The sequence below is a fragment of the Haloglomus litoreum genome (genome assembly GCF_029338515.1).
Taxonomy (GTDB): domain Archaea; phylum Halobacteriota; class Halobacteria; order Halobacteriales; family Haloarculaceae; genus Haloglomus; species Haloglomus litoreum.
Map to the genome: position 1 here is coordinate 3782419 of NZ_CP119988.1, position 24271 is coordinate 3806689.

General features: G+C 70.1%; 14 protein-coding genes. 9 read left to right on the forward strand and 5 right to left on the reverse strand.

From position 1 onward, the window contains the following. Positions 1-48 precede the first annotated feature (48 nt). From carB to P2T62_RS18965, 4 genes are all read left to right on the forward strand, one after another. Complete coding sequence (gene carB, locus P2T62_RS18950) at positions 49-3240, forward strand: carbamoyl-phosphate synthase large subunit (protein WP_276258580.1); 3192 nt, start codon at positions 49-51, stop codon at positions 3238-3240. A 308-nt stretch (positions 3241-3548) separates the two neighbouring features. Then, a complete protein-coding gene (locus P2T62_RS18955) occupies positions 3549-3938 on the forward strand; it encodes a hypothetical protein (protein WP_276258581.1) in 390 nt (129 codons plus the stop codon). Positions 3939-4085: 147 nt separating this feature from the next. Then, positions 4086-5324, forward strand: a complete 1239-nt coding sequence (locus tag P2T62_RS18960; protein WP_276258582.1) for a PGF-CTERM sorting domain-containing protein — start codon at positions 4086-4088, stop codon at positions 5322-5324. Positions 5325-5577: 253 nt separating this feature from the next. After that, complete coding sequence (locus P2T62_RS18965) at positions 5578-9606, forward strand: PAS domain S-box protein (RefSeq protein WP_276258583.1); 4029 nt, start codon at positions 5578-5580, stop codon at positions 9604-9606. Between the two features lie 9 nt (positions 9607-9615). On the opposite strand, the gene P2T62_RS18970 is transcribed toward P2T62_RS18965, so the two are convergent. After that, the gene (locus P2T62_RS18970) at positions 9616-9909 is read right to left on the reverse strand and encodes an SUI1 family translation initiation factor (RefSeq protein ID WP_420028387.1); all 294 of its coding nucleotides are present in this window, start codon (positions 9907-9909) and stop codon (positions 9616-9618) included. A gap of 95 nt (positions 9910-10004) precedes the next feature. Continuing rightward, positions 10005-11087, reverse strand: coding sequence for a geranylgeranyl reductase family protein (locus P2T62_RS18975; RefSeq protein WP_276258584.1), 1083 nt, complete (start codon positions 11085-11087; stop codon positions 10005-10007). 401 nt (positions 11088-11488) lie between these two features. Here P2T62_RS18975 and P2T62_RS18980 point away from each other — a divergent pair, with 401 nt between their 5' ends. Genes P2T62_RS18980 through P2T62_RS18990 form a run of 3 tightly spaced genes read left to right on the forward strand, consistent with a single transcriptional unit; the run spans position 11489 to position 14389 of the window. Beyond that, positions 11489-11686 (forward strand): CopZ family metallochaperone, encoded by a 198-nt coding sequence (locus P2T62_RS18980; protein WP_276258585.1) that lies wholly within the window; start codon positions 11489-11491, stop codon positions 11684-11686. Between the two features lie 58 nt (positions 11687-11744). After that, the gene (locus P2T62_RS18985; RefSeq protein WP_276258586.1) at positions 11745-12107 is read left to right on the forward strand and encodes an SHOCT domain-containing protein; all 363 of its coding nucleotides are present in this window, start codon (positions 11745-11747) and stop codon (positions 12105-12107) included. A 5-nt stretch (positions 12108-12112) separates the two neighbouring features. Beyond that, positions 12113-14389 (forward strand): heavy metal translocating P-type ATPase, encoded by a 2277-nt coding sequence (locus tag P2T62_RS18990; RefSeq protein ID WP_420028388.1) that lies wholly within the window; start codon positions 12113-12115, stop codon positions 14387-14389. A 288-nt stretch (positions 14390-14677) separates the two neighbouring features. Here P2T62_RS18990 and P2T62_RS18995 read toward each other — a convergent pair whose 3' ends face one another. Further along, positions 14678-15673 carry a WD40/YVTN/BNR-like repeat-containing protein gene (locus P2T62_RS18995; RefSeq protein ID WP_276258587.1) on the reverse strand — a complete coding sequence of 332 codons (996 nt, stop codon included), beginning with the start codon at positions 15671-15673 and terminating at the stop codon, positions 14678-14680. 205 nt (positions 15674-15878) lie between these two features. Here P2T62_RS18995 and P2T62_RS19000 point away from each other — a divergent pair, with 205 nt between their 5' ends. Further along, positions 15879-17336 carry an ATPase domain-containing protein gene (locus tag P2T62_RS19000; RefSeq protein ID WP_276258588.1) on the forward strand — a complete coding sequence of 486 codons (1458 nt, stop codon included), beginning with the start codon at positions 15879-15881 and terminating at the stop codon, positions 17334-17336. Between the two features lie 18 nt (positions 17337-17354). Further along, entirely contained in the window at positions 17355-19916 is a 2562-nt protein-coding gene (locus P2T62_RS19005) for a PAS domain S-box protein (RefSeq protein WP_276258589.1), read from the forward strand. On the opposite strand, the gene uvrA is transcribed toward P2T62_RS19005, so the two are convergent. Both uvrA and P2T62_RS19015 read right to left on the reverse strand, forming a co-directional pair. Beyond that, on the reverse strand, positions 19913-22945 hold the full coding sequence (gene uvrA / locus P2T62_RS19010; RefSeq protein WP_276258590.1) for an excinuclease ABC subunit UvrA: 3033 nt from the start codon (positions 22943-22945) through the stop codon (positions 19913-19915). The two genes, P2T62_RS19005 and uvrA, sit on opposite strands and share 4 nt — an antisense overlap. 794 nt (positions 22946-23739) lie before the next feature. Next, positions 23740-24204, reverse strand: coding sequence for a MaoC family dehydratase (locus tag P2T62_RS19015; protein ID WP_276258591.1), 465 nt, complete (start codon positions 24202-24204; stop codon positions 23740-23742). Between the last annotated feature and the right edge of the window lie 67 nt (positions 24205-24271).

Consider the following 24271-nt stretch of genomic DNA (forward strand, 5'->3'; position numbering starts at 1 on the left):
CGTAACGTTTCGTCGCCCTTATTACGATGTGCGGACCACCTCGCGGTAATGAGCGTAACCGGCGAGGACCGGACCATCCTGCTTATCGGGAGCGGCCCGATCCAGATCGGACAGGCGGCCGAGTTCGACTACTCCGGCGCGCAGGCGTGTCGCGCCCTGCAGGAGGAGGGCGCCCGGGTCGTCCTCGTCAACTCCAACCCCGCGACCATCATGACCGACCCGGAGATGGCCGACGAGGTGTACGTCGAGCCCATCACCACCGAGGCCATCGCCGAGGTCATCGAGGAGGAACGCCCCGACGGCGTCATCGCGGGGCTGGGCGGCCAGACGGGACTGAACGTCACGGCCGAACTCGCCGAGGAGGGTGTCCTCGAGGAGTACGACGTGGACATCATGGGGACGCCGCTCGACACCATCTACGCGACGGAGGACAGGGACCTCTTCCGCGAGCGGATGGAGTCCATCGGCCAGCCCGTGCCCGAGTCCGTCACCATCAACAGCATCGACGAGATCGACGACGCCGTCGACACGGTCGGCGGACTCCCGGCCATCATGCGCACCACGTACACGCTGGGTGGGGCGGGGTCGGGCGTCATCCACGAGATGGACGAGATGCGCGAGCGCGTCCGCAAGGGTCTGCGCCTCTCGCGCAACAACGAGGTGATGATCACCGAGTCCATCGACGGCTGGGTCGAACTGGAGTACGAGGTGATGCGCGACGCCGACGACTCCTGTATCATCATCTGCAACATGGAGAACCTCGACCCGATGGGCATCCACACGGGCGAGTCGACGGTCGTCACCCCGTCGCAGGTCATCCCGGACGAGGGCCACCAGGAGATGCGCGACGCGGCGCTGGAGGTCATCCGCGAACTCGGTATCCAGGGCGGCTGTAACATCCAGTTCGCGTGGCAGGACGACGGCACCCCCGGCGGCGAATATCGGGTGGTAGAGGTGAACCCGCGCGTCTCGCGGTCCTCCGCGCTGGCGTCGAAGGCGACGGGCTACCCCATCGCCCGCGTCACCGCGAAGGTCGCGCTGGGCAAGCGCCTCCACGAGATCGAGAACGAGATCACCGGCGAGACCACGGCCGCGTTCGAGCCGGCCATCGACTACGTCGTGACGAAGGTGCCGCGCTGGCCGAAGGACAAGTTCACCGACGTGGACTTCACGCTGGGCACGGCGATGAAGTCGACCGGCGAGGCGATGTCCATCGGCCGGACGTTCGAGGAGTCGCTGCTGAAGGCGCTCCGGTCGAGCGAGTACCAGCCCGCCGTCGACTGGGTCGACGTGAGCGACGAGCGCCTCGAGCGGGAGTTCCTCGAGACGCCGACGCCGGACCGCCCGTACGCGATGTTCGAGGCGTTCGACCGCGGCTACTCCGTCGAGGAGGTCGTCGAGCTGACCCGCATCAAGGAGTGGTACGTCGAGCGGTTCAAGACAATCGCCGACGCCGCCGCGGACGCCCAGAACGGCGACTTCTCCGGCGCCGCCAACATCGGCTTCACGGACCACCAGACCGCGGCCATCGCCGACGGCGCCGGCACCGCCCCGGAGTTCGCCTCCGAGGCCAACCCCCAGCAGGGCCCCATCGACGAGGTCGAGCGCGAATCCATCGACCGCCGGTTCAAGCAGGTCGACACCTGCGCCGGCGAGTTCGCCGCCAGCACGCCGTACTACTACTCGGCTCGCGACCCGGTCTCGGGCATCTCGCGCGACGAGGTCCAGGTCGACCGCGACAACGAGTCCGTGGTCGTGGTCGGCGGCGGCCCCATCCGCATCGGGCAGGGCGTCGAGTTCGACTATTGCGCGGTCCACGCGGTCCGCGCGCTGCGCGAATCGGGCATCGACGCCCACGTCGTCAACAACAACCCCGAGACGGTGTCGACGGACTACGACACCTCCGACGGGCTGTTCTTCGAGCCCATCACGGCCGAGGAGGTGGCCGACGTGGTCGAGGAGACCGACGCCGACGGCGTGATGGTCCAGTTCGGCGGCCAGACCTCCGTCAACATCGGCGAACCGCTCGCCGACGAGATCGAGCGCCGCGGCCTCGACTGCGACATCATGGGGACCTCCGTCGAGGCGATGGACCTGGCGGAGGACCGCGACCGCTTCAACCGCCTGATGGACGACCTGGGTATCTCCCAGCCCTCGGGCGGCACCGCCACGAGCGAGAGCGAGGCGCTCGACCTCGCGAACGATCTGGGCTACCCCGTCCTCGTCCGGCCGTCGTACGTGCTGGGTGGGCGCGCGATGGACGTGGTCCACTCCGACGAGGAGCTGAAGAGCTACATCGAGGAGGCGGTGCGTGTCTCCCCGGACAAGCCCATCCTCGTCGACGAGTTCCTCGCCGACGCGGTCGAGCTGGACGTCGACGCCGTGGCCGACGGCGAGGACGTGCTCATCGGCGGCATCATGGAACACGTCGAGACCGCCGGTGTCCACTCGGGCGACTCCGCGTGCATGATCCCCCCGCGGTCGCTCTCGGAGGACACCCTCGAGCGCGTCCGCGAGGTCACGAAGGACATCGCGGTGGCACTCGACACCGTCGGCCTGCTGAACGTCCAGCTGGCGGTGCGTGACGGCGAGGTGTTCGTCCTCGAGGCGAACCCGCGCTCCTCGCGCACGGTCCCGTTCGTCTCGAAGGCGACCGGCGTCCCCATCGCGAAGCTGGCGGCGAAGGTGATGGCGGGCTCCTCGCTGGACGAACTCCGCGCACACGAGATGGTGCCCGAGCACGTCTCCGTGAAGGAGGTCGTCCTGCCGTTCGACCGCCTGCCCGGCTCGGACCCGCGTCTGGGCCCGGAGATGAAGTCCACCGGCGAGGTCATGGGCACCGCCCGCTCGTTCGGGAAGGCCTACCTCAAGGCCCAGTCCGCGACGGGCAAGGCCATCCCGACCGAGGGCGTGGCGCACGTCGACCTGGACTCGGTGCGTGAGCTGTCGCAGCTCGACGAGGACGTGAGCGAGGTCCGCGAGGGCTTCGAGCGCCACTTCGAGGTCAAGCAGTTCGACGACCTGGAGCAGGCGATCAAGGACGGCGAGGTGGACCTGGTGGTCTCGCGCGAGCGCAAGCCGCTGGAGGTCGCCGTCGAGGAGACCGTCACCTACTTCTCGACACTCCCCTCGGCGAAGGCCGCGCTGGAGGCCATCGAGACGAAGGACGAGCCGCTGGACGTCGAGTCGCTGTCCGAGCGCCCGCGCGAGCGGCGCAAGTGGGGCGTCCGCGAGGAGTAGGACCCCCCACGGGCCGGTCCACTCCCATCGGGAACCCGTTCCGGCGGCCCCGGAAGCGGGTCACGTACAGCCCGTGGTTCGGTGGCGGGACGACCGTGCACAGCTACCGGACTGATCCACGGTGACATCAGCGACGGGGAGCTGCTGGAGGCCCCTCCGTCGGCGCACGCTCCGAGACCGCTGGCTCGCTGCCCCCGCCAGGACGCCGAGCCGTGCGGAACGGACGGCCAGCCCACCACCGGCCGGTATCTGAGCGCGCGGGTTCGCGGGCCCCAGAACGTATCCGTCGGACGACCCCGGTTCGAGGTATGGACGAAGCACTCGGAGAGGCGACCATCGTCTACGACCACCCCGAGGAGGGGACCGCCGAGCTGACCCTCGAGAACGAGAACGTGGCGTACTTCCAGGACCACTGGATCTGCAAGATCGACGAGCGCGACGGCGAGGACATCGTCCGGCGCATTCCCGCCGAGCGGGTCTACTACGTCGAGCGCACGGTCGAGGAGTTCGAGGACGAGGTGGCGACGCTGCGCAACCAGGTCGAGTCGTTCGCCGACGACCTCCGCGAGACGCTGCTCGGCGGGCGGAAGCGCGACGGCGGAGACGACCCGGACACCGAGGCGGACGCCGACCGTGACGACGGCGACGACGGTCCGGTCACCGTCGACGTGAGCGAGGCCGAGCGCGACGACCAGTAGCCTCGAACCGGGTCGAACCCTCGCACGCTGGCGGGACCGGTCGGGGACGAGATGGGCTGAAACCGCGGTGACCGCCGGGCAGCCGGTGGGATCCGGGGTGCCGGAGAAGCCCGCGGATATTTAGGCTCCCCCGACCTCGGACCGGATATGCAACGCGCCGTACTGCTCAGTGTACTCCTCCTCGTCGCGGCGGCCGCACCGTTCGTCGGGACCGCCGCAGCGACACAGGAGCAGGTGACGCTGGACGTGCAGGTGGTCAACGAGGCGGGTGATCCGGTCAGTGGGGCGACGGTCAACGCCACCTGGGACGGCGGCAGCCGGACGGAGACGACGACCTCCAGCGGCCGGACCCTCATCGACGTCCCACGGGGGGAGGACGTCCGACTCACGATCAGCGACGACACCTACGTCCGGAACTTCCCGAAGATCGTCACGAACGCCGAGGCCCAGGACGTGACCATCGAGGTCGCGAGGAAGGGGTCGGCGACGCTGACGTTCACCGAGGAGGGGAGCACGCCGGTCGAGAACGCGACGGTGTTCATCCGGTCCGGCCAGCGCGTCGTCGTGCGGGGGGAGACGAACGCGAACGGCCGGTTCTCCAGCGGCACCATCGAGCAGGATGACTACACGCTCATCTTCCGCAAGGACGGCTACTTCCGCAACGAGACGTCCCTCTCGGTGCCCGGGAGCGTCATCCGGTCCTACGAGATGCGCCGCGGGACCGTCAACGCGGAGTTCCGCGTGGTCGACGACCACTTCGACGACCCGCGGCCCGTCTCCGACGCCGCGGTCACCCTCGAGGGGATCGGCACCCAGCGGACGACCAACGGCCGGGTGACGTTCACCGTCCCGGTCAACACCCAGCAGCAGGTCGAGGTGACGAAGGAGGGGTACCGGACGGTCGAACTGACCGCCACCATCGGCGAGGGCAGCGAGAACGTCCGCGTGACCATCCAGCGGACGCCGAAGCTGAACCTCACCGCCGATAGTACCCGCGTGCTGGTCGGGAACCGCGTCGGCGTCTCCGTCCTGAACGCCTACGACGAGCCGGTCAACGGCGCGACCATCAGGTTCGACGGCGAGCGGCTCGGGCAGACCGGGTCCGACGGCCGGTTCCGGTTCCGCGTCGACTCCACCGGGAACCACACCCTCGAGGCGAGCACGGCGTCGCTGACCTCCGACCCCGTCATCATCCGCGGCGTCGAGGTCGACGAGTCGACGCCGACCGCGACACCGACCGCGACGGCCACCCCGACCGAGACGCCGACCGAGACGGCGGCCGAGACGCCCACGGCCACCCCCGCGGTCGGGCTGCCCGGCTTCACGCCCGCGGTCGCGGTGCTCGGGCTGCTGCTGGCGGCACTGCTGTTCCGACGGCGCGACTGATTCGGCCACGGGGGACCCGGCCGACAGGGATTTATGATGTCATTCAGTCTCTAGGGACCAGGCTGATGGACATCCGCCTTCGCTGTCGTTCCGCGACGGCCGGTCCCACGCGTAGCGGACCCGCCGACCGCGACGACGGAAGGGGGGCGTCCGGCGTGACCGAACAGGGACCATCAGGGCGGGAGGGGGGGTGGCCGTGAGCGAACGGTCGGACCCGGGACGACCGACCGGTTCGGGGCAGGGGGGTGGGGCCGTGGGGGTGGACCCACCGGCCGATCGGGTGCTGCTGTTGCTCGAGCCGGGACGCGACCGTGAGCTGTTCGCCGAGCGACTCGCCGACCACGACCTCGTGGTCGGCGACCCCGACGGGAGCATCCCGGAGTTCGACTGCTGTCTCGTCGACACGACCACGTATCCCGCGGTGGTCGACGCGCTGGCCGAACGGAAGGCCGAGACCGGCCCCCACCTCCCGGTGTTGCTCGTCGTCGGCCCGGACGAGCGGGAGGAAGTCGTTCGGGAGAGCGCCGACCTCGCCGACGACGTGCTCCCACTGCCGACCTCCTGGCCGGTCCTCCGGAACCGGGTCGACTCGCTCCTGCGGGCACGCCGGGATTCGCTCCGCCTCAACGCCGAGCGCGAGCGGTTCCGCACGCTCGCGGAGACCGCACCCAACGCTATCCTCACCATCGACAGCGACGGCGTCGTCCGGTACGCCAACCCCGCCATCGAGCAGGTGTTCGGCCACCCGCCCGAGGCCGTGACCGGCGAGCCGCTGACGATGCTGATGCCACAGGGACTCCGGGAGGCCCACCGGGAGGGACTGTCGCGGTACGTCGAGACCGGCGAGCGGTCGCTCGACTGGACCGGGTCCCGGCTCCCGGGCCGGCACGCCGACGGGCACGAGATACCGCTGCTGCTGGCGTTCGCCGAACACTGGACGGGGGGCGAGCGCCGCTTCACCGGCATCGTTCAGGACATCTCGGAACAGGTCGAGCGCGAGCGGGAACTCGAACGGACGGTCGACCTGCTGGGGAAGACACAGACCATCGCCGACATCGGTGGCTGGGAGATCGACGCCGAGACGCTGGGCGTGCTCTGGACCGAGCAGGTGTACGAGATCGTCGGGCTTCCGGTCGGCGAGGAGCCACCGCTCGAGAAGGCGCTCGAACTCTACCACCCGGCGGACCGGTCCCGCGTCGAGGCAGCCGTCGAGGACGCATTGGAGACGGCCGAGCCGTTCGACATGGAACTGCGCATCCAGCGGCCGAACGGCGAGGTCCGCTGGGTCCGCGTGCGTGGCGAACCGGAGAGCGTCGACGGCGAGGTCGAGATGCTCCGGGGGACCATCCAGGACATCACGGAGCGACGGGAGCGCGAGCGGGAGCTGGAGCGGACGGTCGACCTGCTGGACCGGACCCAGTCGATGGCCGATGTCGCGGGCTGGGTGGTCGACGCGGAGACGCTGGAACTCACCTGGACCGACCAGCTGTTCGAGCTCCTCGGCATCCCGGTCGGCGAGGAACCACCCCTGGACGAGGCGCTGGGGTTCTACCACCCGGAGGACCGGCCACGCATCGAGGCCGCCATCGCGGCCGCGCTCTCGGAGGGGGAGCCGTTCGACCTCGACCTCCGCGTCGTGCGGGCCGACGACGAGGTCCGGTGGGTGCGGACGGTCGGCGAGCCGGTCGTGGTGGACGGCGAGGTCGAGACGTTCCGGGGGACCTTCCAGGACATCACCGAGCGGATGGCGCGCCAGGCCGAACTGGAGCGGACCCTCGATCTGCTCGACCGGAGCGGCGAGATCGCCGAGATCGGCGGCTTCGAGAACGACTTCGACACCGGGGACGTCGTGTGGACGTCCCAGACCTACGACATCCTCGGCCTGTCGCCGTCGTACGAGCCCGACCTCGACGGTGTCCCCGAGTTCTACCATCCCGACGACCGGGCGGAGGTGCTGGCGGCCATCGAGAACACCCTGGAGACCGGTGAGCCGTTCGACCTCGAGGTCCGGGTCGTCACCGCCGACGACCGGGAGCAGTGGGTCCGGCTGCGCGGCGAACCCACCAGCGGGGACGGCGACGTGATACGCGGGACCATCCAGGACATCTCCGATCGCAAGAAGCGCGAACAGGAACTGGAGCGGTACGAGACGGTGCTGGAGACGGTCCCGGAGGCGGCGTGGGTGCTCGACGAGCGCCTCGAGGTGGTGTTCGCCGACAGCAACGCGGCCGAATCCGCCGGACTGACCCGCGAGGAGATAGTCGGGAAGCCCACCGACACGTTCCGGGACACGCTCTTCCCCAACGCCGAGGCGTACACGGAGTACGTCGGGGCTGCCGAGGCGATACTGGCCGGCGAGCGCGAGAACGCCGAGGTCGTCACCGAGCTGTCGCTCGTGGACGGGGCGGTGGTCGTCGAGATCGGTCTCTCCCCCCTGACCCGCGACGGCGAGATCGAGGGCGTCGTCGGGCTGGCACGCGACATCACGGGCCGGATCGAGCGGCAGCGCGAACTCGAGCGGACGGTGGACATGCTCGACCGGGCCGAGCGCATCGCGGACGTCGGGGGCTGGCAGTACGACCCCGCGGCCGAGGAGCTCATGTGGTCCGAGCAGGTCTACCGCATCAGCGGCCTCGACCCCGCGACGGAGGAACCCGACGTCGAGGAGGCCATCGACCTCTATCACCCGGAGGACCGCCCGATCATCGCCGAGGCGTTCGAGCGGGCCCTCGAAGAGGGCGAGCCGTACGACCTCGAACTCCGGATCGTCCGGCCGAGCGGCGACGTCCGATGGGTCCGGACCATCGGTGAGCCCGAGGTCGTCGACGGACGGCGGGTGGTGCGCGGTGCCTTCCAGGACATCCACGCCCGGAAGGAACGCGAGCGGGAACTCGAACGGACGGTCGCACAGCTCCGTCAGACGCGTGACATCGCCGACGTGGGCGCCTGGGAGTACGACCCCGATACCGAGGAGGTGTGGTGGGACGGGAAGGTGTGGGACATCCACGGCCAGCTGGCGTCGTTCGAGCCGACCGCGGAGTCGGTCATGGCGCTGTACACGCCGGCGTCCCGGAACCGGATGGAGAGGGCCATGGAGCGAGCCGTCGTCGAGTTCGAGTCGTTCGACATCGAGATCGAGGTGGCCACCGAGCCGACGCGCTGGGTCCGGGTCACCGGCGAGCCGCAGGTCGAGGACGGCCACACGACGGTCGTCCGCGGTGTCGTCCGGGACATCACCGGACCCAAGCGCCGCGAGAAGTTCCTGCAGCGGCACGAGCGCATCGTCGAGACGGCCGACGAGCCCATCTACACGCTTGACGCCGACCTGCGGCTCACGCTGGTCAACGGTGCGCTCGCCGGGCTGTTCGGCCGCAACCGGGAGGAGCTGCTCGGCGAGCACGTCTCGACGGTGTTCGGCGACGCCCACGCGGAGGCGCTCGGTGACGCCGCCACCAAGCTCTACGCCCGCGACGATGACGACCCCATCACCGTCGAGACGGTCATCACGGACGCGTCGGGGCGGCCCCGGTACTACCAGACGACGGTCTCACCGAAGTTCGATGCCGACGGCTTCCAGGGGCTCGTCTGCGTGAGCCACGACGTGAGCGACCTCACCGAACACGAGCGCCGGCTGTCGGTCCTGGACCGCGTGCTCCGGCACAACCTCCGCAACAAGATGAACGTGGTCCTGGCGCGGGCCCAGGATATCCAGAGGGAGGCCACCGACCCGGCGGCCGTGGAGGCGGGGGCGTCCATCGAGGCGGCCGCGGAGGAGCTGCTGGGGCTCGGCGAGGCCGCCCGGACGTTCCACGACACGCTGGACCCCGCCGGGATGGACCTGGTCGCCGTCGAGGACATCGCTACCCACGCCGGCCACGTCGTCGAGGCCGCACGCGCCAGCTACGACGACGTGACGGTCGACGCCGACCTCCCCGACCGGGCGTGGGCACTGGTCCACGCGGAGTTCGAGCTGGCGCTGGGCGAACTGGTCGACAACGCCGCCACCCACGGCGGGGCGGGGACGACCGTGACCGTCGCGGTCGAGCGGGCCGGCGACGAGGTGGTCGTCCGGGTCCTCGACGACGGGCCCGGCATCCCGGTGCTGGAGCGGCGGGCACTCGAGGCCGGCTCGGAGTCCCCGCTCCAGCACGCCACCGGGCTCGGCCTCTGGTTCGTCCAGTGGACGGTCAGGAACAGCGGTGGGACGATGCACATCGACGACCGCGAGGGGGGCGGCGCGGTCGTCGAACTCCGGCTTCCGGCCGCCGACCCGGACGAGTGATGGGGCGGGTCAGCCGTCGACGGTGAAGCCGCGCTCGTGGAGGAGCGCCGGCACGCGATCGACGTGGTCACCCTGCAGTTCGATGGTCCCATCGGTGGTGGTCCCGCCGGTGCCGAGCGCGCCCTTCAGTTCGGAGGCGAGCGCGTCGAGGTCGGTGTCGTCGAAGCCCTCGACGATGGTGACGGGCTTGCCGTAGCGGCGATTCTCGAGGCGGATGCGGAGCCGTGCGTCCGCCCGCGCGAGGTCGTCGTCGATACCCAGCTCCGCCGGTAACCCGGCGATGTCGGAGAGGTCCTTTGCCACGGCCGGGGTACGGGCCGGGCGCTGATAAGCGAGCGCCGGTCGTGTCGTGAGTGCGCAATATCGGTTACTGGTAGAAACCTGATTTCGTCTTGTAACTACTTGCCCAACAGCGCCCGCAGTTGCTCGCGCGAGAACAGCGTCGAGGGTTCGTCCATGTGGACGCCGATCTCTCCAGAGAACGCCCGAAGGCCGGCGCGCTGGAGCGGTTCCGGGACCGAATAGCCCGCGCGGACGAGGTGGCCCAGCCGTTGCTCGGTCCGCAACTCGTCGCGCCACGCCCGCTCGTAGTCGCCCAGCGTCCCCGGCACGGCCGGATCGACGGTCCGGGCGGCGTGGTCGGCCGCGCGCATCCCGTAGAGGATGCCGCCGCCGGTGAACGGTTTCGTCTGGGCGGCGGCGTCCCCGACGAGCAGCGAGCGCCGGCCGGTCACGCGCTTCGGCGGGCCGACCGGGATGAGCCCGGAGCAGCGCCGGTCCAGCGTGACGCCGTAGTCCTCGCAGAGGGCCTCGAACCGGGCGCGCTCGTCCTCGCCGGGCGAGACCGCCAGCCCGTACTCGACGCCCGCGTCGCCCCGCGGGATGCGCCAGGCGAAGAAGCGCGGGACGGTGAGGTGGACGTCGACGAAGTCCTGGGGGTCGGGGTCCTCGTCGAACCCGAGGACGCCGTGGAGGAACTCGTCGGGTTCGGGGAGGCCGCATTCGTCGCGGACCCGCGAGCGCGGGCCGTCCGCGCCGACGACCATCCGGGCCTCGTGGCGCTCGGTCCCGTCCGGGCCACGGGCCGTGACGGCCACCGAGTCGCGGCGCTCGTCGACGGCTGTCACGGTGTGGTGGTTGCGCACGTCGGCGCCCGCGTCCGCGGCGGCCTCGGCGAGCGTCCGGTCGAGGCCGACCCGATCGATGGCGTTCGAGATGGGCTCGTCGCGGTGGAACGCGTAGGCCGGCGAGTCCGCCCCGCCGAGGTGGAACCGGGCGCCGCGGATGGCGTTCTGGAACAGCTCCTCGCGGGCCCCGTCGGGGACGTAGTCCCAGATGTCCAGCGAGACGTGCCCGGAGCAGGCGAGGGGCTTCCCCACCTCGCCCTGCTCGAGGACGAGCACGTCGCGGCCCCGATCGGCCGCGCTCCGGGCGAACCGCGCGCCTGCGGGGCCGCAGCCGACGACGACGAAATCGTACATCTACTCGATGTCTGGGGGATTCCCGGCTAAGTAGCTTGTTGCTCGGTGGTGCCGACGGCGACCGGAGCGGCCGGACAGCACCGGGAGACTCCGTTGGAACTCTCCGGTCCCGGCCGAAAGCCTGTGCGGGACACAGGGGATATATCCAGCACACCAACCACCTCTCGCACGCCCCGACACGCACTTCCGGAATCCGACTGGAAAACCGAGGGTCGAGCGGTGGAACACACACGATTCGAAAGCCGAATAGCCGACCCGACGTCCCTCCGGGTCGTTCGGAGCGCCCCCGAACAGGACTGATACGCTACGAGAGCCCGTCACTCACGCAGCTCCGTCTCGCCGAGCGACTTTCGATTCGAAGGCGAAACCGGCAAAGAATTTCAGCCCGTACGTTCACACGTATGGCGACCACCATCACCGTGAACGGGATGTCCTGCGACCACTGCGAGCGGACGGTCTCTGACGCCATCGAGGCTGTCTCCGGCGTCACCGACGTCACGGTCGACCGCACCGCCGGGACGGCGACGGTCGAGGGCGAGGCCGACCCGAACACGCTCGTCGCCGCCGTCGAGGACGCCGGCTACGAGGCTTCGGCCTGAGTCGCCGGCCACGCACGAGGTATCGATGACCGACCGAGACGACCCGACGAGACCACCCATGACACAGACCGAACCGCTCTCCAGCACGCTGTTGATCGCCCTCGGTGCCATCCTGCTCCTTCCGGTACTCGGGATGGCGTTCATGATGCCGATGATGGGGATGTGGGGGGGCGGATGGAGCCACATGGCCGACACCGGGATGTGGGGTGCCGGTGGCGGGTCGTGGGTGTGGGTCGTGATGTGGCTCGTTCCGCTGGTCGTCCTCGGCGGACTCGGCTACCTGCTCTACCGTGGTCTCGCCGGGACGGTCGACGAGTCCGCGGACCCCGCGCTCGAGGAACTCCGCCTCGCGTACGCTCGCGGCGACCTCTCGGACGAGGAGTTCGAACGCCGCCGTGAGCGGCTCGGCGAGTCGGAGTGACGCCGATGGCCGACCACCAGGCGGCTCACGAGGACGACGAACACGCCAGTCACGCCCACCACGAGCGGCGCACCGACCGCGCGTGCCCGGGCTGTCGGGTGTGTGAGTGCTACCGCCCGACGCGAGGCGGAACGGATGCCGAGCGGACGGCACACGCCGCCCACGGCGCGACCGATGCCGGCGAGGGACACGACCACGGTGGTGGGCAGGACCACGATGGGGGACACGACCACGGCGCGATGGTCGACCACTCCGACCACGAGGCGATGTTCAGACGCCGGTTTGTCGTCAGCCTCGCGCTGGCGATCCCCGTCCTCTACTACAGCGCGTCCCTCCAGTCGTGGCTCGGGTTCACCGCCGTCTCGGTCCCCGGGAGCGAGTTCGTCGCCCCCGTCTTCGGTGTTCTCGTCTTCGCCTACGGTGGCATCCCGTTCCTGCGGATGGGCGCCGTCGAGGTCCGCAATCGCGAACCGGGGATGATGCTGCTCATCTCGCTGGCCATCACCGTCTCGTTCGTCTACAGCCTCGGCGTCGTCGTCTCCGGCGTCGGCGAGCCGTTCTTCTGGGAGCTCGTCACGCTCATCGTCATCTTCCTGCTCGGCCACTGGATCGAGATGCGGAGCGTCCGGCGGGCCTCGGGTGCGCTCGACGAACTGGCAGACCTGATGCCGGACACCGCAGAGCGGGTGACCGAGGCGGGCGAGACGGAGGAGGTGGCGGTCGCCGACCTCGCTGCGGGCGACCTCGTCCTCGTCCGCCCGGGGGCGAACGTCCCCGCCGACGGCGTCGTCGAGGAGGGCGAGTCGAAGGTCAACGAGGCGCTGGTCACCGGCGAGTCCGCGCCCGTCGAGAAGACGCCGGGCGACGAGGTCATCGGCGGGACGACCAACCGGAGCGGGAGTCTGCGGGTCAGGGTGACCGCGACCGGCGAGGAGACCACCCTCTCGGGTATCATGCGTCTCGTCGAGGAGGCCCAGCGGAGCCGGTCGCGGACACAGGTGCTCGCCGACCGCGCGGCCGGGTGGCTGTTCTACGGAGCCCTCGGGGCCGCGGTCGTCACGGCCGTCGCGTGGACGGTCGCCGTCGGGTTCGGCCTCACCGTGGTCGAACGGGTGGTCGCCGTCCTCGTCATCGCCTGTCCGCACGCGCTCGGGCTGGCCGTCCCGCTGGTCGTCGCCATCAACACCTCGCTGGCCGCCCGCAACGGGATGCTCGTCCGCGACCGCATCGCGATGGAGGAGGCCCGGAACCTCGACATCGTCGTCTTCGACAAGACCGGGACGCTCACGAAGGGCGAACAGGGCGTCGTGGACGTGGCGACGACCGACGGCTGGAGCGAGGACGACGCCCTCCGACTGATGGCCGCCGCCGAAGGGGACTCCGAACACATGATCGCGGCGGCGATCCGCGAACACGCGGCGGAGCGAGGCCTCGATGTCCCCGACGCGAGCGGGTTCGAGGCACTGGAGGGGCGTGGCGTCCGGGCGACGGTCGAGGCCGACACGGCGCTCGTCGGGGGCGACGGCGGGACGGCCGAGGAGACGGTGTACGTCGGCGGCCCGAACCTGCTCCGAGAGATGGACGTCGACCGCAGCGAGGTCATCGAATCGTTCACCGAGGAGATGGGGTCGCTCGGCCGCGGTGTCGTCTACCTCGTCCACGGGGAGCGAGTGGTCGGTGCCGTCGCGCTCGCCGACGTCGTCCGCGAGGAGAGCCGCGAGGCCGTCGACGCGCTCCACGCGATGGGTATCGAGGTGGCGATGCTGACCGGTGACTCCGAGGCGGTCGCCCGCGCCGTGGCCGACGACCTCGGCATCGACACCTACTTCGCCGAGGTACTGCCCGAGGACAAGGACGAGAAGATCGTCGAACTCCAGCGTGCGGGCCGGCTGGTGGCGATGGTCGGCGACGGCGTGAACGACGCGCCCGCACTGACACGTGCGGACGTCGGTATCGCCATCGGGTCCGGCACCGACGTCGCCGTCGAGTCGGCCGACGTCGTCCTCGTGGAGAACGACCCGCGTGACGTGGTGGCGCTCGTGCGCCTCAGCAAGCGGAGTTACCGGAAGATGCAGGAGAACCTCGTGTGGGCCGCGGGCTACAACGTGTTCGCCGTGCCGCTGGCTGCGGGCATCCTGGCCCCGTTGGGTATCCTCCTCTCGCCGGCACTCGGCGCCGTGCTGATGTCCGCGAGTACGGTCATTGTGGCGGTGAACGCACAGCTCCTGCGACGGGCGGACATCCGGCCGCAGGGCGGAGCGCTCTCCGGACGTGGTGACTGACTCGCACCCTGTACCCAGCACGCCTCCAACGAACTATCGGGGATGCTGGACCTCGACCGGCCCCACTGGGTAGAGCGCCCCTGCCCGCTCGACGCCCGGGAATCCAGGAGCCGTTTCACCGTGGTCGGCACGTGCCCGAGGTGCAATAGCGGGGGTCACAGGCCGCTCTGCCACCATCAAGCAGACCGACTTATTTTCGATCTGTAACACACACCCATCATATATAGAGAGACTTCTATCGATATTCAGGATTCAAGAATAGAACCCAGAATATTACTGAGGTGTGTACTACAGACACACCAGGGCTCGCGGAACACCCCATTCGCCACCGGCCACCTGCTCGAACGAGGCGCCGGCGTCGGTCGACCGGAACAGGCCGCGGTTGGTGCACACGAGCAGTTCGTCGGGCGCGGGCGCCGCCAGGACCGCCCGGCAGACGCCCTCACCGACCGGCACTCCCGCGCCCAGCGTCTCCCCGTCGAAGCGCCGCCAGTTCCCCTCGCCGTCACGACGATAGACGTGCGCGTCGGCACTCGCGACCCGGTGCGCCGCGTACGCGCCGTGCGCTGCGGAGACGTACACCCGGTCGGGGTCCCCGGGGTCCACGGCCAGCCCCCAGACGTAGCCGTGTTCGAGGCCAGCGGTCGGGTGGTCCCAGGAGGCGCCCGCATCCGCGGACTGCGCGTACCCGTCGCCCGCGGCCGCGTACACCCGGTCGGGGGCGTCCGGGTGCGTCGCGAGGGCGTGGTTGTCGTAGCGGCTGCCGGGCGGGCGCTCCGTCCACGACGCTCCCCCATCCGCGCTCCGGACGAACGCGCCGGCCTCGATGCCGACGTACAGGCGCTCGGGGTCCTCGGGATGGACCGCCAGCGTCCGGACGTGGTGGGTATCCGGGCGCGGCGGGAACGACCACTCGGCCGCGGAGGGCAGGTCGGTGAGCGGCGCGCACTCACGCCACGTCTCGCCCGCATCGTCCGAGCGGTACACCTCGCTCGGCTCGGCCCCGAGGTAGACCACGTCCGGGTCGCTCGGCGCCGTCGCGAGCGCGGTCACGCGCCCGGGGAGCGTCTCCGGCGCGACGCGTTCGAACGATGGGTCGGTCGCGCCGTCGCCGGCCTCGAGGTCGGCCGCCCGCCACAGCCCGTCGTCGAACGTTCCGGCCAGGACCGCCCCCCCGGTGCCGGCGAGGCACTCGACCCGGTGGCCGGGGAGGTATCCGGTCGCGACGCCGGCGTCGGGGGGAATCGCACGCAGTCCGTCTTCGAGTGCGAGGAGTGAGAGCATGGCACCGACTACGGCGCGCGGACACATCAGCGTGCCCACGGGGGCGCGTCCCAGAGATCGCCACCTGAGGAGTAGCCGAGCAGGGCCGAGAGGGTCGTTCCCCGGTTCTACACCGCCAATCACCAGTTACTAAACCCGATGAAACCCCCGGAAGCGACCCGAATGGCCGGTAGTATTATCACCATAGATAGGGATATATAGGACAATGGACGGCAAGGCCGGATTCGAGCGTGCGTCGACCGGGATCGGGGGGCTCGATGAACTCCTCGGCGGTGGACTCCCCGCTGGCCGGGCGTACGTGCTCCGGGGTGGGCCCGGAACGGGGAAGACCATCGTCGCACTCCACTTCCTGACCGCCGGCGTCGAGGCCGACGACGACCCGCTGTTCGTCGCGTTCGAGGAACCCGCCGCGGACCTCCGCCGGAACGCGTCGACGCTGGGGCTGGACCTCGACGGCGTGGAGATCCTCGACCTGAGCCCGAACGCCGACCGGTTCCTCGAGGACCGGAGCTACACCGCGTTCGAACCCGCCGAGGTGGAGGGGCACGAGCCCGCCGAGCGGATCGTCGAGGCCGTCCGCGAGCGCGACCCCGGGCGGGTCGTCATCGACCCGCTGACGGGCTTTCGCCTCCTCTCGCCCGACAACTACCAGTTCCGCCAGGAGATGGCCTCGCTCACGGCGTTCCTGAAGGACCGCGACGCGACCGCCATCTACACCACGCAGCCGACCGCCAGCCACCCCGACGACGACCTGCAGTTCCTCGGTGACGGCATCGTGACCATCTCGCGGAGCGGGTCGGGGCGTAGCATCGAGGTGGAGAAGCTCCGAGGGTCGGACTTCCGCGGCGGCTCGCACGCACTGCGCATCCGCGGGGACGGCGTCCACGTCTTCCCGTCGCTGGTGCCCGGCGACTACGACCGCGAGTTCACCCGCGAGGTCCTCTCCTCGGGGGTCGACGAGCTCGACCAGCTCCTCGGCGGCGGCTTCGAGCGCGGGACCGTCAGCGTCGTCACGGGCCCGTCCGGCGTCGGCAAGACCACCACCGGCACCCACTTCATGAAGCAGGCTGCCGAGCGCGGCGAGCGCTCGACCATCTACCTGTTCGAGGAGGCCGACGAGCAGTTCCGATACCGGTCGGAGGCCATCGGGGTGCCGGTCGACGAGATGATCGAACGGGGGTCGCTCGGCGTCGAGGAGATCGAGCCGATGGACCTCTCGGCCGACGAGTTCGCACACCGGGTGCGCACCGACGTCGAGGAGAACGGCACCGAGGTGGTGATGATCGACGGGACCGCGGGCTACCGGCTCTCGCTGCGGGACGAGGCCGGCCTGCTCGAACACCTCCACCGGCTCTGTCGCTACCTCCGGAACGTCGGCGTCACCGTCATCCTCATCGAGGAGCAACAGTCCGTGGCCGGCGAGTTCGCGGCGACACAGGAGAACATCAGCTACCTCGCCGACAGCATCCTGTTCCTGCGCTACCTGGAGCTGGACGGGGAGATACGGAAGGCAGTCGGCGTGCTGAAGAAGCGCCTCGGCAGCTTCGAGCGGACGCTCCGCGAACTCGAGATCGGTGAGGGCGGGCTCACCATCGGGCCCCCGATGACGGACCTGCGGGGCGTCCTCACGGGCACACCGAAACGGGTCGACACCGACGACTGAACACGGGAACCGGGACCAATGGGAACGATAGACGCGGCCGCCCTCGGCGCTCGCGCCGACGGACAGCTGCGGGTGCTGGTCCTGGTCGCCCACAGGCGCGACCGCGAACTGTTCGTCGAGCAGCTCGCCGACGGCTACGAGGTCCTGACGGCGACACCCGACGAGGAGTGGCCGACGTTCGACCTCTGTCTGGTGGGCTCGGACTGGTACCCGGAGGTAGCGACGAAGCTGAGCGGCCGGCGGGCCGCGGCCGAGCCGGTCCAGCTCCCGGTCCTGCTCCTGCTCCGGGGGCAGCCGACCAACACCCCCTGGCTGTCCGACGCGCTGGGGGAGACCATCGACGACGTGGTCGAGCTCCCGACCGGGAAGCTCGAACTCGACGCCCGCGTCGCCTCGCTCGCCCGCGACCGCAACATGTCGCTCGCGCTGGCCGAGCAGCGCGACCAGCTCCGGCTGTTCCAGCGCGCTATCGACGAGGCCGCCGTCGGCATCTCCATCAGCGACTACCGCCAGCCCGACAACCCGCTCGTCTACATCAACGACCGGTTCGAGGAGATAACGGGCTACGACGCCGCGACGGCACTCGGGCGGAACTGCCGCTTCCTGCAGGGGGCCGACACGGACCCCGAGCAGGTCGCCGAACTCCGCCGGGCCATCGAGGCCGGCGAGCCGGCGCGGGTCCAGCTCCTGAACTACCGCCAGGACGGGACGCCGTTCTGGAACCGCCTCACGGTCGCCCCCATCCGGGACGACGAGGGGACGGTCACCCACTTCGTTGGCTTCCAGGAGGACGTGACCGAGGAGCGCGAGCGCGAGCGCCGGTACGAGGCCATCCTCGACAACGCCGACCAGTTCGCGGGACTGCTCGAACCGGACGGGACGGTCGTCGAGGCCAACGCCGCTGCGCTGGACGCCATCGACGCCACCCGGGGGGACGTGGTCGGCCACCCGTTCCCGGAGACGGAGTGGTTCGACGACGACAGCCGCCCCGTCGTCGAGGACGCCATCGAGCGAGCCGCCGCGGGCGAACTGGTCCGTGGTGAGCTCGACCTGACCCTGAGCAGCGGGGATCTGGCGCTGGCGTTCACGCTCAAGCCCGTGACCGACGCCGACGGGGGAGTGGAGCTGCTCGTTGCGGAGGGGCGCGACATCACCCCGCTGAAGCAGCGCGAGCGCGAACTCCAGGAGGAGCAGGCCGTCACCGAGGCCATCCTCGACGCCGTCCCGGACGTGTTCTACATGTTCGACACCGAGGGGACGTACGTCCGGTGGAACGACCGGTTCAACGAGGTGACCGGCTGCACGGACGAGCTGATACGGCAGCTCGGCCCGTTCTCGTTCATCCCGGAGCCCGATCGGCCGCGGGTGGCCGAGGCGCTCGGGAAGGTCAGCGACGGCGATGGGACGGCGACCGTCAAGACGGAGACCGTCACGCTCGACGGCGAGCGCATCCCGTACGAGTTCGCCAACGCCCGCATCGAGGTCGACGGGGAGACGGTGGGCTATGCGGGCATCGGGCGCGACGTCTCCGAGCGGGTCGCCCGCGAGCGCGAACTGGAGCAGTTCGAGGCCATCCTGCACGCCGCGCCGGACCCGGTGTACGCGCTGGACACCGAGGGACGGTTCACGCTCGTCAACGACGCGATGGTCGAGGAGCTGGGCTACGACCGCGAGGCGTTCGTGGGCTCGCACGTCTCGATGGTGATGCCCGAGGAGGGCGTGGCGAGGGGCCGGTCGCTCATCGAGCGGCTGCTCCGGTCCGACGAGACCTTCGAGACGCTGGAGACGACCCTCAGGACCACCGACGGCGTCGTCCGACAGTTCGAGATCAACATCACCCTGCTCACGGGGGAGGACGGCGCGTTCCTCGGCACGGTCGGCGTCTGTCGCGACGTGACGGAGCTCCGCCAGAACGAGCGTCGCCTCTCGGTGTTCGACCGCGTCCTCCGACACAACCTCCGCAACAAGATGAACATCATGCTGGCGCGGGCCAGGAACATCGAGGCGGGGAGCGACGACCCCGTCTCCGAGGCCGCGGCGATCCGGCGGGCCGGCGAGGAACTGCTGGCACTCAGCGACCGGACCCGGAAGTTCCACCCCAGTATCAGTCCGGAGGGGGAGCCGACGACCATCGACGTCGCTGCGGTCGCCCGCCAGGTCGTGGCGGTCCACCGGGAGGAGCACCCCGACGCGGCCATCGCCGTCTCGGCGCCCGACACCGCCCTGGTCCGCGGCCACGAGACGCTGGAACTCGCGCTGGACGAGCTGGTCGGGAACGCCATCACCCACCACGACGGAGACCGGCCGGCCGTCGAACTCCAGGTCCGAGCCGACGAGGACCGGGTGACCATCGAGGTGGCCGACGACGGCCCCGGCATCGGTGAGCTGGAGCGGAGCGCGCTCCAGCGCGGCCACGAGACGCCGCTCGAACACGCCACCGGCCTCGGCCTCTGGTTCGTCCGCTGGACGGTCACGAACGTCGGCGGCGAGATCGAGATCGAGGACCGCGACCCGCGGGGGAGCATCGTCCGGCTGTCGCTGCCGCGGGCGAGGCCCGACCGGAAGACGGACGACGGCTAGTCGTCCCCGGCGGCCGCCTCGGCGTCGGCCTCCGCGTCGCCCCGGAGTTCGGCCACGCGCTCGTTCGCCCGCTCGCGCAGTGCCGCCCGCTCGCGCTCGCGCTCGGCGCGGGGGCCCTCCAGATCCACGTCGAGGTGGTCCCGCAGGTAGCGCCCCGTGTGCGAGTCGTCCTGGCGGGCGACGTGCTCGGGCGTGCCCTGCGCGACGACCTGCCCGCCGCCCTCGCCACCCTCCGGCCCGAGGTCGATGATGGTGTCGGCGTTCTTCACGAGGTCGAGCTCGTGCTCGACCACGACCACGGTGTTACCCGCGTCGGTCAGCCGGTGGAGCACGTCGATGAGCTTGCGCTCGTCCGCCGAGTGCAGGCCCGTCGTCGGCTCGTCGAGCAGGTAGAGCGCCTCGCCGCGGTCCTTCTTGCCGAGTTCCTCCGCGAGCTTCACGCGCTGGGCCTCCCCGCCCGAGAGCGTCGTGGAGGGCTGGCCGAGGCGCATGTAGTCCAGCCCCACGTCCATCAGGAGCTCGAGCCGCCGGCGGATGCCGGTGTGGCCCTCGAAGAACTCGTAGGCCTCCTCGACGCTCATGTCCAGCACGTCCGCGATGGTGGCGTCCTTGTAGGTCACGTCGAGCGTCTCGTCGTTGTAGCGGGCCCCGTCGCAGTCCTCGCAGGGGACGTACACGTCCGAGAGGAAGTTCATGTCGATCTTGACGGTGCCCTGGCCGCCACAGCCCTCACAGCGCCCGCCCTTGACGTTGAACGAGAAGCGGCCCTTCTCGTAGCCACGCTGCTTCGCCAGTTTGGTCTCGGCGAACAGCTCGCGGATGTGGTCGAAGACGCCCGTGTACGTCGCCGGGTTCGAGCGCGGCGTCCGGCCGATGGGCGACTGGTCGATGAGCCGGACCGTCTCGATGCCCTCGTACTGGATGTCGTCGTGGTCGCCCGGGTTGACGTCCGTGTCGTTCATCCGCCGGACGAGGCCCTTGTAGAGGATCTCGTGGAGCAGCGTCGACTTGCCCGACCCGGAGACGCCCGTGATGGCCGTGAAGTTGCCCAGGGGGACGTCCACGTCGAGGTCCTTCAGGTTGTGCTGGCGGGCGCCGGAGACGTGGATGTGGCCGTCGGCGTCGCGGCGCTCGTCCGGGACCGGGATGGCCTGCCGACCGGCGAGGTAGTCGCCCGTGATCGAGCGTGGTTCGCTCATCACGTCCTCGACGTCGCCGTTGACGACGACCTCGCCGCCGCGCTTGCCGGGGCCGGGCCCCATGTCGATGACGTTGTCCGCGCGCCACATCGTCTCCTCGTCGTGTTCGACGACGACGAGCGTGTTCCCGAGGTCGCGCAGCCCCTCCAGCGTGTCCAGCAGCTTGTCGTTGTCGCGCTGGTGGAGGCCGATGGACGGCTCGTCCAGCACGTACAGTACGCCGACGAGGCCGGAGCCGACCTGCGTGGCCAGCCGGATGCGCTGGCTCTCCCCGCCCGAGAGCGTCGAGGCCTCGCGGTCGAGGGTGAGGTACTCCAGCCCGACCTCGTCCATGAAGCCGAGGCGGGCGCGGATCTCCTTGAGGATCTCCTCGGCGATGGTGCGCTGGCGCTGGGTCATCCCCTCTTCCATCCCCTCGAAGTGCGCCAGCGCGTCACCGATGCTGAGCCGGTTGACCTCGGCGAGCGAGGTGCCGGCGACGAGCACCGCGCGGGACTCGGGCTTGAGCCGCGAGCCCTCGCAGGCCGGGCACGTCGTGGTGGCCATGTACTTCTCGATGTGGTCGCGGGTGCCCTCCGAGTCGGTCTCGACGTAGCGCCGCGAGAGATTCGGGATGACGCCCTCGAACGGCTTCTCCTTGCGCCGCGTGCCGTTCTTCGTCTGGCGCTTGAACACGACGTCCTCGGTCGTCCCGTAGAGGAAGGCGTCCTGCACGTCGGCGTCGAGCGCCTCGAACGGCGTGTCCAGGGGGACGCCGAAGTGCTCGGCCACCGCGTCCAGCCGGGTCCGGTAGTACGACCGCGAGTAGCTCCACGGCTCGAACACGTCCTTCAGCGGCTTCGAGGCGTCCGTCACGACGAGGTCCGGGTCGACCTCCTTCGTCTCGCCGATGCCCTCACATTCGGGGCAGGCGCCGTGTGGCGAGTTGAACGAGAACGACCGCGTCTCGATCTCGGGCAGGTCGATGCCACAGTGCGTGCAGGCCAGTTCCTCGGAGAAGGAGACGACCAGGCGGTCGGCCGCGTCGTCGTCCTCCGCATCGTCCCCGTCGGCGCCGAGCGCGCCCGTCGAGCGCGTCTCACTCCCCAGGTCCACGCCCTCGGGGGGGTCCGGCAGGACGACCTTCAGGACGCCGTCGGCCTCCTCCAGCGCCGTCTCGACGGAGTCGGTGATGCGCGAGCGCGCCTCGTGTGAGACCTTCACGCGGTCGACCACCACGTCGACCGTGTGGTTGTAGTTCTCGTCGAGGTCGGGCTTCTCGACCGCGAGGTCGTACTCCTCGCCGTCGACCTCCACGCGGGAGTAGCCCTCCGCGACGAGCTCGTCGAACAGGTCCGCGAACGCCCCCTTCTGGTCGCGGACGACGGGGGCGCAGAGCTTCGCGCGGGTGCCCTCCGGCAGTTCGAGGATGCGGTCGACCATGTTCGAGGCCGACTGCTCGCCCACCTCGCGGCCACACTCCGGGCAGTGCGGCGTCCCGACGCGGGCGTAGAGCAGGCGCAGGTAGTCGTGGAGCTCGGTGACGGTCCCGACGGTCGAGCGGGGGTTGTTGGCGGCGTTCTTCTGGTCGATGGAGATGGCGGGCGAGAGTCCCTCGACGGTCTCGACCTGCGGCTTGTCCATCTGGCCGAGGAAGTTGCGGGCGTACGCCGACAGCGACTCGATGTAGCGGCGCTGCCCCTCCGCGTACACCGTCTCGAACGCGAGCGAGGACTTCCCCGACCCCGAGAGGCCCGTGACGACCGTGAACTCCTCGCGCGGGATGCGCACGTCGAGGTCCTTGAGGTTGTGCTCCTCCGCACCGCGGACCTCGATGTACTCCTTGGTCATTGTGGTGTGGGTAGAGTGGGGCCCGAAAACGTCTGTCGGTCGCGGGCGTACGATGTTGTGCTGGTCTCTGCTGGATACTTGCCTGCCGACGACGGTGACGATGGGACTGGGTAGAAAGCCCCCGGGCGCTCCGGGCTCCGGGGCTCGCTGTGCTCCTCGGTCGCTCACTTCGTTCGCTCCCTGCGGTGCTTGCGTCGCCCGGGAACCGCGGAGCGGATTGTCGGCGAAGCCGACAATCTATTAGCTGGCGTTCACGAGAGCGAAGCTCTCGTGCAGCCCATCAGAACGCTTCGCGTTCTGAGGACGGCGGAGCCGCCAGCCGCCCGACCCCTTTCAGTCCCATCCGATACTGGCTGTCGAGGCTCGCTGTGACCCTGCCCTTCCCCGGGTCGCGCGGGCTCACCCACAAGGGGCTCGCCACGCACTCCCGGCCGGGTGGCAGTTGGTCGGCTGGCAGGTTCCACGAACAGGAAGCGCGCTCGCGCCATCCCGTGGAGGGGGCGAGGCGCTCTGCCGCCGAGCCCCGGGAACACGGCGGCGCGAGCGCGGGGAGGTGTGGGGACGCTAGCGCCCCGGTGGAACCACCACGCACGTCGCTCGGCCGACCCAGCAACGGGGTGGGACTGAAAGGGGCCGCTCGCTCGGCCCGTCCCGGGCGACGCAAGCACCGCAGCGACCGCAGGGAGCGAGGAGCACAGCGAGCCCCGGACGGTCGAGCGAGCGGGGGCTTTCAACAGGATGTCAGGCTCACCAGCACTGGTAGTGGCCGAAGTAACGGATCCGTGACCTCTGTTCTACTCCCCAGGCGCCTCGTCAAGCGGTTCGCGCCGCTTCACCATCCCCAGGCCGATCCACGAGATCACTTCCTCCCCGTCCTGGTTGATGCCGGTCATCCGAGAGTTCACCCGGCCGCGCGTCGGGTCCGTGGGGTGGGGCTCCTTCTCGACGGTCTCGACCCGCACGGTCAGCTCATCGCCCGGGTAGACCGGCTGCTTCCACCGCAACTCGTCCACCCCGGCCGCACCCAGCGAGGCCTGGTCTTCGAGCACGCCGTCGACAAGCAGGCGCATACAGACGCTGGCGGTGTGCCAGCCCGACGCGGCGAGCGAGCCGAAGATGGAGTCCTTCGCCGCCTCCTCGTCCGTGTGGAACGGCTGGGGGTCGTACTGCTCGGCGAACTCCACGATCTCCTCCTTCGTCATCTCGTAGGTGCCGTGTTCGGTGACGTCGCCGACCTCGATGTCCTCGTAGTAGCGCATGGCGGCTCCTCGCGCGGGTGGGGCAAGTGTCTGCCGACGGCGGCAGCGGCGACGGCGCGTGGCGGGA